Genomic DNA, 16,063 nt, shown 5'->3' with positions numbered 1-16,063 from the left:
AATTTGAATATAAGCTGACAGCTTATCGCTTTAACACAATTCTCCAGGGTTGAAAATAAGTCCAAATGTCCGCTTTTTTATAAGCAGGGCGTAGCTGCATTCTTTTAAACCAATCAATTAATTCAGAAGATTGAACCAACTGATACTCCCCTATCATTTTTAAACGTCCAAATAAAACTACGGTAACAATATCCACTGAACTGATTTTATCACCAAACAGACACGTTTCGGGTGTAGGTAATTGTTCGAGGAAGCTCCGCACATTATTACGTTCAACCTCTAATTTATCAGCAAGATTTCCCTCAGTGAAATAAGCCAAACGTTGCTGGTTCAGATTGATTTTTGCTTCAAGCGCCGTCTTATCTGAGGAAGTCGACAGTTGCGCTTCCAGGGAGTGAATCGCATTACGTATCATTCGAAGTGCAATAAATCTAAGTGGAGCAATGCTGCTCAATGCTTTACCAAAAGTAAGTCGCTCAATAGTAATTGAATAGTGATCTCGAACGAGTTGCTCAATTCTTGAAGCACAATCGGCATCAGCATCCATCCATTGATCACCAGCCCGAGTAGCAGCATATTTTAAAATATCCTGACTGTCCGTCCAGATCTGATCCTTATCTACCAGAGCAGGCACCGTCATGGCAGGGTTTATCTTCATATACCAGGCAGACAATTGCTCTTTAGCCAAATGAATATCCATACGTCTTAGTTCAAAAGGCAAACCCGCTTCGAGTAATGCATAACGACCTATCATCGAATAATAAGATGAAGAAGCACTATATAAAATCATAATCCATCCCTGAATCTAACCATTATTAAATAACAGAGTATCACTGCTTACTGACTTTTGGGAATACGATAACTCCTCTTATCTCTTCAAATGTTGAAATGATGTGAACCCCCAAAGAAGCCCCAAATACATGCCACTCTAGTTGAACGGATGAAAATCACTGGAAACGCCTCTTAACACACACTGTGCATCAATTTATTTCATCTTGTTTTAAATAACTCAGAGCGAATAAAGCAAGATATTTTTAAAAAATATTTAGGGAATTTTTGTCAGTCAATACTGTTTTTTTAATTTTTTTGTTGTTAATATGAGAACCCGAATATCCAAACCACTGATTCACCTCCTGTGGATATTTATTTCCAGAGTTCTAATTTCATTTCTAAAGTCACAATCCAATTCATAAACATCTCCTTGCCCTATATGGGTTATTTCTGCTGTTCCAATGTATTTGGCGTGAGTTACTTATCCACATTTTCTGTGGATATCTCTGTGAATAGCCTCTGAGTCTTCTGATGAATTCAGCAGGATGATTGCCTGATTAGGACTTACACAAAGTGCTGGAACCGTAAATTTTGTTTTTAATAACAGACGAATCCATCAATTTAGCCTCCCCCAACGAGCCCCTTCCTGCAATTCAGTTAAGCCGGTGTAGTCTGTTAATGCAATGCCTTCATCCCTCATCTTTAATTTTAACGTCACACATGCTTTATTTTATTGATTTCTAACCGTGAATAATAGAGAATCTGCCGCTCAATAATTTTCGTTCTTAGCCTTTTTAAATTTCCCGCTAGATAACTATTAATTCTGAAAATTGTTGATAAGAAATATAAGGACATATTTTATGAAGTTACTGATATCTGACGAAGCAGACCGCCCTTGTTATACCGTAACACCTAGTCCCGTTATCGCAACACTACTGGCGATCAGTATCTTTGTTCCAATCCAGGCCACTGCTGCCACCGCCGCTGAACAACAAGAACGGATTGAAGCTCTGGAAAAGAGAGTTCGTATACTCGAAAGACTGCTAACCGAGCAGTATAAAACAGCAATCAAGACTTCCTCTGGTTCGAAAAAGAACCATTCTGCCAGAACATATAAGCCCATACATACAGTACACAAACCTAAGGTATCCAAGCCTGATGTGCAAAAAACTGAAGCACACCAAGCACCCACGTCCTCGATTGAACCACCGAACTTTGCAACAGATAAAAAATTTCATTTAAAAGGAATAACGATTACACCTGGTGGATTTTTCGCTGGTGAAGGATTTACCCGTTCGCGCTATCAACAATCAGACGTAGGTTCTTTCTTCAGCGGTATTCCACTTGGCAATAATCCCTTACATTATATGAGAGAGACAAGACTCTCTGCGCGTCAATCACGGTTTTCCGGCCTGGTTGAAGGTGTGGTAAATCCAGAAACCTTATTGTCCGGATATGTGGAAGTCGATTTTTTGGGTAACGGATCAGCAAACTCAACTGAAAGCAATTCGTTCGATCTTAGATTAAGACATGCTTATCTCAATAATGACTGGAATAATTGGGGAGTACATCTCCTGGCCGGTCAGACCTGGTCTCTTGCGACAACTAATTTTAAGGGAATAACCCCCCGCAATGAGTTACCTCCGCCAACTATTGATACTCAATATGTGGTTGGATTTGTTTGGAAACGCCAGCCTCAGTTGCGGCTGGTAAAAAATCTGGGAGAACTCTTTACAGCTGCGATCTCAATTGAAAACGCTCAAACGACCTTCGGAGGCACACCCTGCGGCACAAATTTGGGCAATGGCGTTATAAACCAGATTTGTTTTACCCCAGGAATTCAAACTCTTCCCAATATTACCTTATTTTCATTAAACAACATTCCGGACGTCATTGGAAAACTGGCTTACGAAGACACTTTGAAAAACCACAAAGTCCACATCGAAGGGTTTGGTTTGCATCGAAACTTCTATAATCGAGTTCGACACACGCCTGATTTTAATAATAATCATAATACAAGTGCCTATGGCATTGGTGCAGGCGGACTTATCGAAGTAATACCGAAACGCCTTGATTTTCAAGGTAATTTCCTTGCCGGTCGCGGCATAGGGAGTTATGCATCTGGTTTTCTTCCTGATGCAACTATCAGCTCTAACGGTGCATTAGCAGCTATTCCTGAAGTTATATTTATGACTGGAGCAACATTGCATGCCACTTCAAAACTTGACTTCTATGTCTATGGTGGGCAAGAGAAAGAAGATCGCAAATACTTCAGGATTAACCAAAATTACTTTGGTTATGGCGTCCCTAACGCCAACAATACGGGATGTAACATTGAATACGGTATATGTGACGGAAACAATCAGGCATTATGGCAAGTGACAACAGGATTATGGAATAAATTTTATCAAGGAGATTACGGTGATTTACGTGCTGGTCTTCAGTATTCTTATACAGTGCGAAAAATTTTCTCAGGCAATGGTGGGCAGACCAATATAATTTTCCCCAAATATATTGGCTATCAAACCTACGATCAAATGGTTTTTGCCAGCCTGCGCTATTATCCTTTTACGACTCCTGCCGTCTCACCAGCAACTACTAAATAGTGTGCTGGTGGAGACTTCGTATTTCGGCACTGTATCCGCAAGGAGGATATTTTATTGATTTTTAAAATGCGTTTAAGTCTGGAAAAGATGATCTGTGATGTATTATTATTGCCAATTCGTCCATTTCAATCAATTTAATTTTAACCAGGAAGGTATTTATGCGTATGATGCGTGCTGTTTTATCGTTTGTTGTCATTCCACTGTGTTCCCTTTTCACTCCAGGCTTTACATCCATTTCATATGCACTAGGTAATAACATAGTTGCCGTTGATGTAGATGGAGTGACCGGCCAATATACATCAATAGCTCTGGACTCCCAGGGTTTTCCTACAATCAGTTATTATGATGCAACGGAACAAAAATTAAAGGTAGCTCATTGTTTTACTCGTACTTGCAATCAATTTAATTCAATTGTTACACCTGACGCAGCAACCAGCATAGGAAAATACACATCGATTGCACTTGATGGTGCTGGTAATCCTGTTATCAGTTATTATGATGAAACAAATTCCGCATTAAAAGTATTGCATTGCGGGAACAGTGTCTGTTCTACAGGTAATACCATTGCAACGCCAGATAATACCGGTACGGTTGGCATGTATACGTCCGTTACTGTTGATAAAAATAATTTTCCCGTTGTAAGTTATTATGATTCAACTAATGGAAAATTGAAAATTCTCCATTGTGGAAATGCAGCCTGTACAGTTGGTAACACCATTGTGAAGCCAGATTTAAGCAGCAGCAATGGTGTGCAGAGTTCAGTTAAGTTGAATTCATCTGGCAATCCAGTGGTTGCTTATTTTGATTTTACGAATTCATCGCTGAAGATTGTTCGTTGTGGCAATAGCGCCTGTAATTCAGGCAACTCAATCACAACGGTGGATGCAACTGGTGACGTTGGACGATATCCGTCATTAATGCTTGATAGCAATCAATATCCAGTAGTGAGTTATCTGGATTCTACAAACGGTAAATTAAAAGTATTGCATTGTGGTGACACCTTGTGTACATCAAATAATTCACTTGCATCAATAGCTGGTAATGGTGTTGCTGGTTATTATTCCTCACTATCACTTGATGCAGGTAATATACCAACGATTAGCTATTATGATTTTACAAACCAGAATTTAAATGTTGTACGTTGCGGCAATGCAAATTGTACAAACAACAATATAATCAATGTACCCGACAGCACTGGCAATGTAGGATTATTTACCTCTTTAAGGCTTGATGCGAGCAGTAACCCGGTTATTAGTTACTACGATGGAACAAATGCAAATTTGAACGTCTTACGTTGCGGTAGCCCAACCTGCGGTCCAAACTCAGTTTATGTTGGCGATCCTGCAATAGATGTCGGCCGATATAGCGCGATTAAATTAGATGCAAATGGAAGACCCGTAGTCAGTTATTGGGATGAAACGAATGGCGATCTCAAGTTACTGCATTGTGGTGATACAACATGCAGTCAAAGCAATTCAATAACCAGTCCACTCACCACAGGAAATGTTGGATGGGATACATCACTTGATATCGATACAAATGGTTATCCTGTGATAAGTTTTTATGACTTCACTGGAAAAGTGATGCGAATCATGCATTGTACCAATGCAAATTGCAGTGGTGTCAATCCAGTAAATACCCCGGATATTTTATCAAAAAGGGCATCTTCCATGGCGCTTGATGCCTCAGGAAATCCCGTGATCGCATCCGCTGGGCAATCTGATCAAGGATTAAGAGTCGTTCATTGCGGGGATGCAAATTGTTCAGCGAACAACAGCATTGCTTCACCGGATTTTCCGATTTATCCCGATAATGCAGATGTACGTGGTGTATCCCTAGTGCTTGATGCATCAGGATATCCAGTAGTTAGTTATTTTCGCGCAGATAAAAACCAATTAAAATTACTGCATTGTGACAATGCTAATTGTACAGGACAAACCAATTCTCTATCAGTTCTCGATCCAGGAGCACAGGCTGGAGATCATCGTGCAACATCGGTTACTTTAGACGCCAGTGGTAATCCGGTACTCGCTTATTGGGACACTGCAAGTAATGCGCTAAAAGTGTTGCATTGTGGCAATGCGGCGTGTAATTCAGGTAATAGCATTGCATCTCCAGTCACAGGACCTGGTGTTGGATTACAACCCTCTATCAAAATTGACAGCGCTACAGGGAATCCAATTGTGAGCTTTGGAACAAGCAGCTCCATGTCGATACTCTATTGTGGTAACGCAAACTGCACATCAGGTAATGAGGTCACAGCAGTTGATCCAACAACGCAAGGATTAGACAGTGCCTTAGTTCTGGATGCAAATAATAACCCCGTATCAAGTTACTACAGCTCAACGGGCAAGCACATCAAAGTTTTGCACTGCGCAACAAAAAACTGCCAATAAATATCAACTAAATCATCCATATCAAGACGGATGCTTAACACCAGTTCATCCCCGAAAAGGGGATGAACTTATCTTGCTGCAAGCAATACAACCAAATTATTTAATCATTTTGAACTGATTGCAATTCACTATCTGCTAAGCAACACAAAGTACTATTATTTATAACCCAGCTGAAGACACGCGAATGATTCCTTCAAAAGGTCCATGCTCGTTGAACACGTCTGCTCTGGCTCATAACATGAGTCAAATTTTTGTATAATATTAGTCCGAATTTCTTTTATCTTGGTATGATTCGCTTTTCTTTGTTCATCAGATAAAACAACCATACTGAAAAATCCGTATCCTATAGTTATTGGTCCTTCTTTTTTACTCAAATCATATTCAATAATTTTAAGCACCAGAACAACTGCTTTTAACAAAGTCTTATGTTCTTCAACTTGAGTAATACTTGCTATGTAAATGGTAATTGATTCAAACAATTTATTTTGTATGCCATCCAAATCCATTATTGACATCAACGATGAGATACTCATTGAAGTTGGTAAGCTGTCTATGGCTTCTCGCAAAGCAATTAATGCGTCCCGTTCATTCTCTGTTATTCTATTATGTCCCGACATACAGTCCTGATCCAGGATCTCGTTAATCCATTCTTGTCCAATTTGAATAGCTAACGTTGTTTGACCCGTCTTATTACCTTTGTCATCCTTGACTTGATGATTATCAATTACTTTTAAAGAATTCACATGTAACAAATAGTCGATAACCTTGGCTTTGGTTAAACTCACAAACGCTCCTTGTTTATCAGTTAATCAATCATTTAACCCTTAAATTCCAAATCTACAAAAGGGATATTAGTTCAAACCCTGATTTTCTTTATTAAACACCGATTCCCAAAAATCCATCAGGCTTGAGACATAACTATCCTAAAGCGAAATCATTAGAAAGTGCAATGACTAAATGAACAGAGTCTGGTGATTTCAATACCTGCTTTTTAAACTTGCTCGAATAATTGCTCAACCTTATGGAAGTGTGGTTGGAATTTACCAGAAGCGTTTATTCTTTGTTACTATAGCAATTAAAATTCAGGAGGTATGTCTATGGCTGCTAATATGCGTAAGAAAGAAGAGCTTGTTGAAATTCACCTTACGGGAGGAAAAGAAAAGAATCGATTTAAAACAGAGGTTGTTGAAGAACGAATGGGACGGCAGGAAGTTCGAGACAAGGCATTATCCGGCGCTGTAATGGGATGTCATGTCGTCATTGCTGTCAGCAAAAATGATCCGCAAAACCAATATATGTTTCATATGAATGCTGCAAGTAATATCCCGACAGCCCGTGATTTGTCTTGTTCGATTATTACTTCGGAGTTCAGTTTGTATTTGGTTGCTCCGAATAGCGCGCTAATAGAGTATGGTGTGGGAAATATTGATCATTTTATTGATAAAGTTGAAAGTATTTATAATGTGAAGTTTGATAAAACTTTTCATATCATCCACCCAGGTGAACGATTATATATTACGTATAAAAAGAATGGGGAATTGTCTTTTTATGATGATTTTCAGGCAAAAGCAACTACAAAAATTGATTTAAAATATGGTTTCATTATTTCTCCTGAAGTGCATAAAATTCACGAAATAATTTCGATATTACTTGCCAATCGTGTAGTGGGTATGTTGGGGGTTAAAAAAAATCCCGTACATTACAATAGCCTGATGAAGGCTTCTACCCTTACAGAAATAGGTGAGATATCAAGAAAAGCTTATCTTAATAAGCCTCGATATAGAGATGAGGTAATAATTCACCCCACTTATGAGCTACTGCAAGAGTTAACACGATTTGGTGATGCTCAGGAAAAAGGCCCTAACTCCTTCAATGATGTGATTAGAAAATTAAAAGCGAAATTTCCTGATTTGCTAAAAGATGTAGATCCCAAAGTTGATGCAGGTTATAAACCGCCTGGTTATTATTGATCCATTTTTTGTATATCGGTGGAGTGAATTGACCTGAATTGTCTTTGGATAAAAGACACTGAGCTTGAATGAGTTTGAGCTGTTACTCTGTTTTTGCGCTTATTGTCAGTACCCTTTTTTCTGACAATAAGCTTGTTGAAACTCCATACAGGATGCCATAAATACTATCCCTACCCAATTCAAGTTCAATTCTGGAACACTAATTATTTCACTCCTGGAAGATCATAATTATCAGGTGTTATCCCTTAGTCCTAGAAGAAAGTGATTAAATATGAGGAATCTTACGATTTTTCATATCACCAATAACAACGGTTGCTGGCAGCGCATCAGTTTGGGTATTGGTACCATCCATGCCGAGAAAGTCATCATAAGCAAAAGCATAGGAGTTAAGAAAACTCTGCTGCGGATGCTGAATATATTGATCATTAGATAGGGCATGCATCGCTTCAGAATAAACATTCACACATGGGGCATTCCCAGCTGCGCCACATTGATTTTGTGAGTAATCAACCGAATTATCCACATTATTAAAATAGAATTCTATTATGTTTTGCATTTGTTGTTTGTTTTTAAAAACAGGGTTGCCCTGCTCATCAAAAAAATCTTTGCCAGTAAAGGCGCTTTCTTTACGCATTAACATTCCTGAAACCACTGCAGAAGTAAGATCTCTAGCAATGGTTGAGTCAATGGCGTCTATATTATTAAAAGGTGCTTGGGCACCCATTAAAATTGAATTACTGGTTTGGGATAAACTCAGGTCATAAGAATAAGTTTTTAAGTTTGTACCAGCATCTTGTTTAAAAACTAAGGTTTTAGTATTCGGAATGAACGAACCAGACCAGATTCCTTGATTCAATTCACTTAAATCAATTTTTATAGAGCGGTTCATAGTTGAGGAATAGTATTGACTTAACGCATTCAAATAATTATCGAAATAACCTGTAAAACTGTTTCCAGCTCTGCCCGGAGCATCCACTCTCATTAAATTATGCTCTTCATTATACTTAATTAAACCAGACCACTCAGACTGCTCCCACTGGGTTGCGCATTCAGATGAATCGGGGGATAAATCCAAAGCACCGCATACTATAGTTTTCATATTGGCTATCACCCCCTCTAAACCGCCTATATGTCCATACTCATGCCCGCCTTGTTTAATGGTATAAGGAATTGCGAAAAAATCTACACCGGTTGGATTGATCACTGTTTCACCACTTGTACTGTAGTTAAATTCAACTTTATCAAATAAGGTGCCATTTGTAGTAGTCTGTGGATTATTCACATCAGGTTGTTTTGGAGTCAAGGTTTTATCATCAGTTGGTATATCTAATGGATTACCAAAAGAAAGGTATATTCGGGCAGAAGTAATATGTGGAATGCATGCGTTTGCAAAACCAGAATTATCCTGGGTTAATTGTGATAAAGGGATCCCAAAATCCTTCCCGTTTATTGTGTTACTGTTGATATCAACTAAGGTCCCCAGTTTATTTCCACTATCAAATTTAACATAAGTATGCTTATTTGTAGCAGGGTTTAAACCTAAAACGACTATGTAAGTATTTTCATTTTTTATACGTGCATTTTGCGTCTGTGTTAAGTCAAAGCTAATTGACATACCACTTTGACAGGGTGATTGCGCTAAAGCAATGTCACTTATTGGAACTAATCCTATCAATCCCAGTATAAATGCACCTTTATTTTTTAACTTTATATTATACATCTTAACCTCTAAAGCTCTGTGTGCGGGCACTGTTGACAAGTAGACTACGCAATCTAAACAGCGTGGTTTCTTTCATATTTTAGGAATTCAAGTATATCTATGTTTAAAAATGATAATTGGCTGTCTTGTTAATTTTACCAAACTTTTACACTCCTTTTTAATCGTAGCATCGCGGCGGTATTATTTTTTGGGGCTAAACAATTGAAAAACACGTGTCGCAAATTGAACCAGCTTAAATTCACGCGCCTTGAATACAGGATCCACAGGAGTGTTAAACAAATGGTTTGTATAATTGGATAACGTTTTTGCCGAAATCGCCAAAACTATGTCCAGAATTTGCTTTTCTGTGTAACCAGCCAATAGAAACTCTTCGACCTTTTCTGCTGATGGGCGTCCTCTGGTCCATAACATTTCCCGGGTAAAATCAGCAAGAATCCGATATTTTTCATCTGGAATTGCAAGATCGTTGCGTATTGCATCCGTAATTGCCGGATCAAGTTTAGCGGTAAAATCTGCTACCGTAGAGTGCGCAGCAAGACAATAATCACAGCCATTTTCATAACTGATGATCAGAAATATAATTTGCTGCTCTTTGGCGGTAAACCCGGAGGATTGAGAAAACATCGTGTACGCATCCAGATAAGTTTGCAATACCTCGGGAGCGTTTGCCATAACCTTAAATAGATTGGGAACCATTTTGGTTTCGCTACGTGAACGCTCATACAATTTATTTACCCAATCATTACTTGATTGTTCAACTAAACCTGATTTCATAACGTATCTATCATCACCCATGATTCTCTCTTAATTTAGGATTCTTATATGATCATAGACAAAATGATTTATATTTACTTCATTCGCCACAAAATTTCGTAAGGAAATACTCGAGTCTGACGCTATTGAAGCGCTTCGTAGTTCATGAATACCGACCCTGTCATTCTTGATTTAAAACATCTTCTTTTTTATATTGGTGTATTGAGATCTAAATAAGAAATTACATGCACAAATTAAAACATGGCTGTTTTTTTTGGATGCTATTGTTATATTGCTTCAAAGCAAATGCCTTGGAACCATGGTTTACTGGACCCGCTATTGCCATTTCCGGAAAAACTGTCCCAAAAGGGGTCATAGCAATTCAACCTTATGTTTTTTATACGGATATTTATGGAGCATTTAACAACAATAAGAAAAAAATAAATACACCAGACATTCATCAGACCAGCACTGATTATTTTCTATTTTACGGACTAAACGATTTTATGGATCTGCAAGGACTGGTTTCGCTTGATCAAAGAAGTCAGTTCAATAGATCCTCAGATGGAATTGAAGATTCACGTATCTTAATGGGAATACAATTATTAAAAGGTGAACTTCATTCATGGAAACCCTTTGTAAAAGTGACATTAGCTCAATACATTCCCACGGGAAAATATAGTGATTTATCACCAGAACTTCACGGACTGGATGCACACGGAACTGGGGCTTACAGCCAGCAAGCAGGTCTTGTTATCCAAAAATATTATCTGTTTAAAAACCAGCATTATCTTGCCAATCGCTCCGTATTTTCATACCGCTTCCCTTCCAGTGTTCACGTCGATGGATTCAATGCTTATGGCGGTGGCTTTGGAACAAACGGTCTAGTCAAAACAGGATATGTATTTCAAGCTGACACCGCTATAGAGTATCAATTAACCCAGAACTGGGTAGCAGTTTTAGAGTTAAATTATATCTATAATAACAAATCAACATTCTCCGGAATTCCAGGAGTTACTCATACCGGCATACAGGCTCTGACAGGTTCTGATAATCAATACAGCTTTTCTTATTTGCCAGGGATTGAGTACAACCTGAGCTCGAAAATAGGCATACTGGCATCACTCTGGATGCCCATACAAGGAAAAAACTCTGGAAATTATATTACTGGACTTGTTACTGTTTATGCCACTTTAAACTGAGTGTAACAATCATTAAGTACAATTAATGGAGCCAGACTCTAAGACGTCCTCACAACAAATAGAGCATCATTCAAAGGTAAGTCTCATAATCACAACTTATGGAAATAGAACCAATAACAGATAACCAGTCTACACTTTCTTATCAGCACGTGTATCACGTGTAGCCTGGCTGAAGGGTTAGAGTTGGCACGGGAGCTACAACCAAACAACCATCAGCTTTGATATCAAAATGAAGTGCATCCCCTTCAATCAGATCAATGATCCTTGGCAAGTTCTCTCGATATGCAATTAACCGGAAAGATAACGGGATGGTACCCAAAAGAACATCTGAATCAATCGCTTTAGTCCATGCTTGAAGAGCCGCCATTTCAATACGGGAAAAGATCTCAACTGACCTGGTTACTGAATAACCCATATCAAGCAAATTTAATAGAACGGTAGGCTTATAGGTTGGCGTGATTTTGATTAATTTTAATTGCTGTTCGAAAAAGTTTAATTTGTCTTGTTGTTCCTCATTGGATAGTGAATTAAACCAACCCTGAATTTGCGCCCCAATTTCAGGCGTATTTTTACGCATTAATGCCCCAAGCGCCGCTAGATAATTGTTAGACACTCCCAATTTGCTGGCACGGTAAGCCAGATAATGTTCAAGCACAGGATGATCATTATTCGTTAATAATTGATCCAATTCTTTTTTCAATGCAAAAATACAACCAGCAATTGGCTCTGTCAAAAAACTTGAACCAGCAGGTTTAATATGCCCGTCAATACCCGCAATATTAATAATCCAGCGTGCAAACCAAAGGTTCATTTTCGCCTGGTTGATTGATTTGCTTTCAATTCCTTCCTTAAGTGCGAAGAGCATATTGTGCCCACCTTCCATATCGAGCATATGTCGAGCATGGCAATTTTTATAAAAGACAAAAGAGAGTAATTCACGTGTAGGTTGGTCCATTTGTCTACAAATTGGGAGCACCTCAGGACACTCAGCAACCAGGTAACTTATAAATTGCTCACTATCAACAGGTAAATCCGATTTCAAGGAAGTGGGCACACTTGCTTCCGCTTTATCCGATTTAGTAATAAAACAACTTGCAACAAGGCATTGATACTCAGACAAAGACAATGTGCCTATAAACTCGGATAAACTATTAAAACTCTCTTGTGTTAATTTGATATCTTCTAATTGGAGACTCACAAATTGTTGCCAACGTTGTTCTTGATCCATAGCACTATCAAGTTCTCTTCTCAGCAAGTGCAGACAATTTAAACGAGCCAAAATACGTTTCACTTCTATATTAAGGCGATCGGGCTTAGCCAGACTATCAGATTGGCTGGTTATTACAGAGTTAGTCTGTAACCAAAGTAATTGCTCCATCATATCGGCATCAAGCATCAGTGCAGGATAATGTTCTTTACAATACGATTTAATAATGTGTTTCGCAGAGGGATCTTGAGCAAATAAACCTAAAATATGCTGAGATGAACTACTCATAAATAAGTACCGATACGTATCAAATTTTTGAATAGTATTCTTAATGATTAAATTTTACAATGATTGGATAATAATAACCACTATTCGATTTATTAATAATAATTATCAATAAGTCAGCGCTCGATAATTATATAGTTAATTGTTTAAGCCCTTCATCAATGATCGAAAGTCCTATTTCCAAGTTGGATGTATCCGTTGTTAACGGCATATGAAGTCGAATGACGTTTCCATAGGTTCCACAAGTTAATATCACCAATCCGTGTTCCAAACAGTATTTTGATAATTGCTCAGCAGCTTCTTTATTGGGTTCCTTGGTGCTTTTATCCTTTACTAATTCGATGGCCTGCATCATACCTAAGCCACGAACATCACCAACCACTTTATATGTGTCTTTAAATCCAGAAAGACGGGACTGAAGGATCTTTGCAAGATTGGCGACATTGTCCAAAATACTTCCCTCTTCAAAAATTTTAAAGACTTCAAGAGCCGCTGCACAACTGATAGGGTTTCCTCCAAAAGTTCCTCCCAGCCCACCTACCATAGCAGCATCCATCATTTCAGCTCGACCAGTTACTGCAGCGAGCACCGTTCCACCACCAAGCCCTTTCGCTGTTATTGTAAGATCAGGAACAACTCCCAATGTGTTCATCGCAAACAAATTTCCTGTGCGACCAAAGCCTGTCTGAATCTCATCAGCAATTAAAATAATTTTGTTTGTCGTACAAAACTCTCGAAGTTTTTGCAAAAATGGAACTGGGAACGGTATAAATCCTCCCTCCCCCAGGACTGGTTCTAATATTACTGCCGCGATATTCTCAACACCTACACGAAAAGTAACCAAATCGGTAAAGTCATTAAAACTCTCTTCAACACAGTGTGTTCCATTCCAACGATACTCATAGGGCAAGGGAGCTCGATGGATTTCAGAAAGAAATGGCCCGAATCCATGCTTATAAGGCTTATTTTTAGCGGTGAGTGTCATGGCCATATAAGTACGTCCATGATAGGCATGATCAAAGCAAATTACCGCTTGTTTGCCACTGTAGGCGCGAGCGATTTTAATCGCATTTTCTACTGCTTCGGCACCTGAATTCAAAAGAAGTGTTTTTTTTTCAAAACTCCCAGGAGTATGATGATTTAATTGTTCGCAGACTTTAATGTATCCCTCATAAGGAAGAATATTAAAACTTGTATGAATGAACTGTTCCGCCTGATCTTTGATTGCATTTACTACACTATCAGGGCAATGACCCGTATTCACGACTCCAAAACCAGACGCAAAATCCAGAAATACATTCCCATCGACATCTTCTATAAATGAACCTTTCGCTCTTTCAACGAAGACAGGAGTAACATGAAATGGCCCCTTTGCGACATGTTTATGACGTTGCTCCATTAACTTTTGTGATTTTGGCCCTGGTATCGGTGTTTTAATATTAATTTTTATCATTAGTACCATCCAATTGGTGTCTCATCGAGGTTTATATTTACTTGCTTGATCTCAAGATACCCCTCTATCCCATATAATCCTAATTCACGACCAGAGCCACTTTGTTTGTAGCCGCCCCATGGCATTTCATTAAATGTTGGATGATAGGTATTTACCCAAAGAATCCCTGCTCGGAGTTGAGACGTGACACGATGGGTTCGAGTTATATCCTTAGTCCATACAGCCGCAGCTAATCCATACTCTGTATCATTTGCAATTTGGATTGCCTCTTCCTCGGTATCAAAAGGAATAACCGTAAGCACTGGGCCAAATATCTCTTCGCGAGCGATTCGCATCGTTGGCTTTACGTCATCAAAAATTGTCGGCTCAAGAAAATTCCCTTTTGAAAACTCACTTCCAGCTGGACGTTTACCGCCACAGATCAATTTGGCACCCTCATCTATCCCAATCCTGATCCAGTTTTCAACTTTATCACGATGAATGGCTGAAATCAGTGGTCCCATTTTTACCCCTGCATCTAAACCATGACCAAGCTTGATTTTGGAAATTTTTTGCAACATTCCTTCAACTATTTTCTTGTGAATTGATCGTTCAACCAACAAGCGAGAGCCTGCGGAACATACTTCGCCTTGGTTTGCAAAAGCGCCAAAAAGAGCACCGTCAATCGCCATTTCAAGATCACAATCTGCAAAAACAAGATTGGGATTTTTCCCACCAAGCTCTAAAGATATTCGCTTTAAATTTCCTGTAGCAGCTTGCATGATCTTTCTGCCAGTAACAGTACCGCCAGTAAAAGCAACCTTATCCACCATTGAATTAACTGCCAATTCTTCACCTACTTCAGAACCCACACCGGTAATGAGATTCACTACACCGTCGGGAAATCCACATTGATCGATCAGTTTTATTAATTCCAGTGCGGTTAGTGGCGTTAGTTCCGAAGGTTTTAATACTAAGGTATTTCCTGCCGCAAGAGCTGGGGCAAGCTTCCAGGAAGCCATGAGCAAAGGGAAATTCCATGGAATAATTTGTCCACAGACACCAATAGGTTCACGTAGTACATAACTGAAGGAATTCGCTGGAACCGACATGGTATCGCCATGGATTTTAGTGGCTAAACCTGCATAAAACTCAAAACAATTAGCGGCATCGATCACATCATACTCAGCCTCCGGCAAAGGCTTTCCACAGTTTCGTGTTTCCAGTTCCGCTAATTGTTTAGCATGAGCACGAATCAATTCAGCAACTTTAAATAAAAGTTTGCTGCGCTCAAGTGCGGGTGTTTTTCTCCAATTACCCTCATCAAATGCCCTGCGTGCGGCTTTTATAGCAAGAACTGCATCTTCTTTGGCTGCTTCCGGCACTGTTGCGATCAAATCTCCATTGCCGGGATCAAAGATGTTTCTAGTGGCTCCACATTTGGCTAAAGTAAATTTCCCATCAATGTACATTTTGTAAGTTTTCATTTATTTAGCACCTTGTTGATGGAGTATTCCCATTTTATATGCTGTTCATGATTCTGTTGGGCAAGATAAATTAATCATAGCAGTTCAATATGATTCTTCAAATACATTAAATCAGAGGATGACAAGCTTATAATTACTGCACATTAAAGTGAGTTAATATGCATTTGTATTAGGAGAGGATTCCGTGTACAAGCCACGGGACATCAAGACGTTGAGAGGTGTATGTATTTAAAT

11 protein-coding genes are annotated in these 16,063 nt (G+C 38.9%); 4 read left to right on the top strand and 7 right to left on the bottom strand.

All coding sequences use genetic code 11. The annotated features are described in order from the left end of the window. Positions 1-22: 22 nt before the first annotated feature. Entirely contained in the window at positions 23-790 is a 768-nt protein-coding gene (locus Lqua_RS09505; protein WP_058474051.1) for a glutathione S-transferase family protein, read from the bottom strand. Between the two features lie 841 nt (positions 791-1,631). On the opposite strand from Lqua_RS09505, the gene Lqua_RS09500 reads away from it, so the two are divergent. After that, the gene (locus tag Lqua_RS09500) at positions 1,632-3,377 is read left to right on the top strand and encodes a hypothetical protein (protein ID WP_058474050.1); all 1,746 of its coding nucleotides are present in this window, start codon (positions 1,632-1,634) and stop codon (positions 3,375-3,377) included. Positions 3,378-3,535: 158 nt separating this feature from the next. Further along, positions 3,536-5,773: a hypothetical protein gene (locus Lqua_RS09495; protein ID WP_058474049.1), complete on the top strand. Its 2,238-nt coding sequence runs from the start codon at positions 3,536-3,538 to the stop codon at positions 5,771-5,773. A gap of 155 nt (positions 5,774-5,928) precedes the next feature. Here Lqua_RS09495 and Lqua_RS09490 read toward each other — a convergent pair whose 3' ends face one another. Next, positions 5,929-6,558: a hypothetical protein gene (locus Lqua_RS09490; RefSeq protein WP_058474048.1), complete on the bottom strand. Its 630-nt coding sequence runs from the start codon at positions 6,556-6,558 to the stop codon at positions 5,929-5,931. 312 nt (positions 6,559-6,870) lie between these two features. Here Lqua_RS09490 and Lqua_RS09485 point away from each other — a divergent pair, with 312 nt between their 5' ends. Then, positions 6,871-7,743, top strand: coding sequence for a hypothetical protein (locus Lqua_RS09485; RefSeq protein WP_058474047.1), 873 nt, complete (start codon positions 6,871-6,873; stop codon positions 7,741-7,743). 265 nt (positions 7,744-8,008) lie between these two features. Here the strand turns inward: Lqua_RS09485 and Lqua_RS09480 are convergent, their stop codons facing one another. Next, positions 8,009-9,463: a beta-1,3-glucanase family protein gene (locus Lqua_RS09480; protein ID WP_083501302.1), complete on the bottom strand. Its 1,455-nt coding sequence runs from the start codon at positions 9,461-9,463 to the stop codon at positions 8,009-8,011. A gap of 180 nt (positions 9,464-9,643) precedes the next feature. Further along, positions 9,644-10,258: a carboxymuconolactone decarboxylase family protein gene (locus Lqua_RS09475; RefSeq protein WP_058474046.1), complete on the bottom strand. Its 615-nt coding sequence runs from the start codon at positions 10,256-10,258 to the stop codon at positions 9,644-9,646. Positions 10,259-10,461: 203 nt separating this feature from the next. Here Lqua_RS09475 and Lqua_RS09470 point away from each other — a divergent pair, with 203 nt between their 5' ends. Further along, on the top strand, positions 10,462-11,418 hold the full coding sequence (locus Lqua_RS09470) for a hypothetical protein (RefSeq protein ID WP_058474045.1): 957 nt from the start codon (positions 10,462-10,464) through the stop codon (positions 11,416-11,418). A gap of 154 nt (positions 11,419-11,572) precedes the next feature. Here Lqua_RS09470 and Lqua_RS09465 read toward each other — a convergent pair whose 3' ends face one another. The 3 genes from Lqua_RS09465 to Lqua_RS09455 all read right to left on the bottom strand — a co-directional run bounded on the left by Lqua_RS09465 (position 11,573) and on the right by Lqua_RS09455 (position 15,829). Beyond that, entirely contained in the window at positions 11,573-12,913 is a 1,341-nt protein-coding gene (locus Lqua_RS09465; RefSeq protein WP_058474044.1) for a hypothetical protein, read from the bottom strand. A gap of 127 nt (positions 12,914-13,040) precedes the next feature. Continuing rightward, positions 13,041-14,363 carry a 4-aminobutyrate--2-oxoglutarate transaminase gene (gene gabT / locus Lqua_RS09460; RefSeq protein WP_083501301.1) on the bottom strand — a complete coding sequence of 441 codons (1,323 nt, stop codon included), beginning with the start codon at positions 14,361-14,363 and terminating at the stop codon, positions 13,041-13,043. After that, positions 14,363-15,829 carry an aldehyde dehydrogenase family protein gene (locus Lqua_RS09455; RefSeq protein ID WP_058474042.1) on the bottom strand — a complete coding sequence of 489 codons (1,467 nt, stop codon included), beginning with the start codon at positions 15,827-15,829 and terminating at the stop codon, positions 14,363-14,365. Before Lqua_RS09455 ends, gabT begins: the two co-directional genes overlap by 1 nt. Positions 15,830-16,063 lie beyond the last annotated feature (234 nt).

Origin of the sequence: Legionella quateirensis (assembly GCF_001467955.1) — a bacterium.
Lineage (GTDB): Bacteria > Pseudomonadota > Gammaproteobacteria > Legionellales > Legionellaceae > Legionella > Legionella quateirensis.
Note: the sequence above shows the minus strand (reverse complement) of the source record. Positions and strands in the feature narration are given on the sequence as shown.

Coding starts and splice junctions, on each gene's coding strand:
- Lqua_RS09505 (WP_058474051.1), bottom strand. CDS start 790: ATGATTTTATATAGTGCTTCTTCATCTTATTATTCGATGATAGGTCGT.
- Lqua_RS09500 (WP_058474050.1), top strand. CDS start 1,632: ATGAAGTTACTGATATCTGACGAAGCAGACCGCCCTTGTTATACCGTA.
- Lqua_RS09495 (WP_058474049.1), top strand. CDS start 3,536: ATGCGTATGATGCGTGCTGTTTTATCGTTTGTTGTCATTCCACTGTGT.
- Lqua_RS09485 (WP_058474047.1), top strand. CDS start 6,871: ATGGCTGCTAATATGCGTAAGAAAGAAGAGCTTGTTGAAATTCACCTT.
- Lqua_RS09480 (WP_083501302.1), bottom strand. CDS start 9,463: ATGTATAATATAAAGTTAAAAAATAAAGGTGCATTTATACTGGGATTG.
- Lqua_RS09475 (WP_058474046.1), bottom strand. CDS start 10,258: ATGGGTGATGATAGATACGTTATGAAATCAGGTTTAGTTGAACAATCA.
- Lqua_RS09470 (WP_058474045.1), top strand. CDS start 10,462: ATGCACAAATTAAAACATGGCTGTTTTTTTTGGATGCTATTGTTATAT.
- Lqua_RS09465 (WP_058474044.1), bottom strand. CDS start 12,913: ATGAGTAGTTCATCTCAGCATATTTTAGGTTTATTTGCTCAAGATCCC.
- gabT (WP_083501301.1), bottom strand. CDS start 14,363: ATGATAAAAATTAATATTAAAACACCGATACCAGGGCCAAAATCACAA.
- Lqua_RS09455 (WP_058474042.1), bottom strand. CDS start 15,829: ATGAAAACTTACAAAATGTACATTGATGGGAAATTTACTTTAGCCAAA.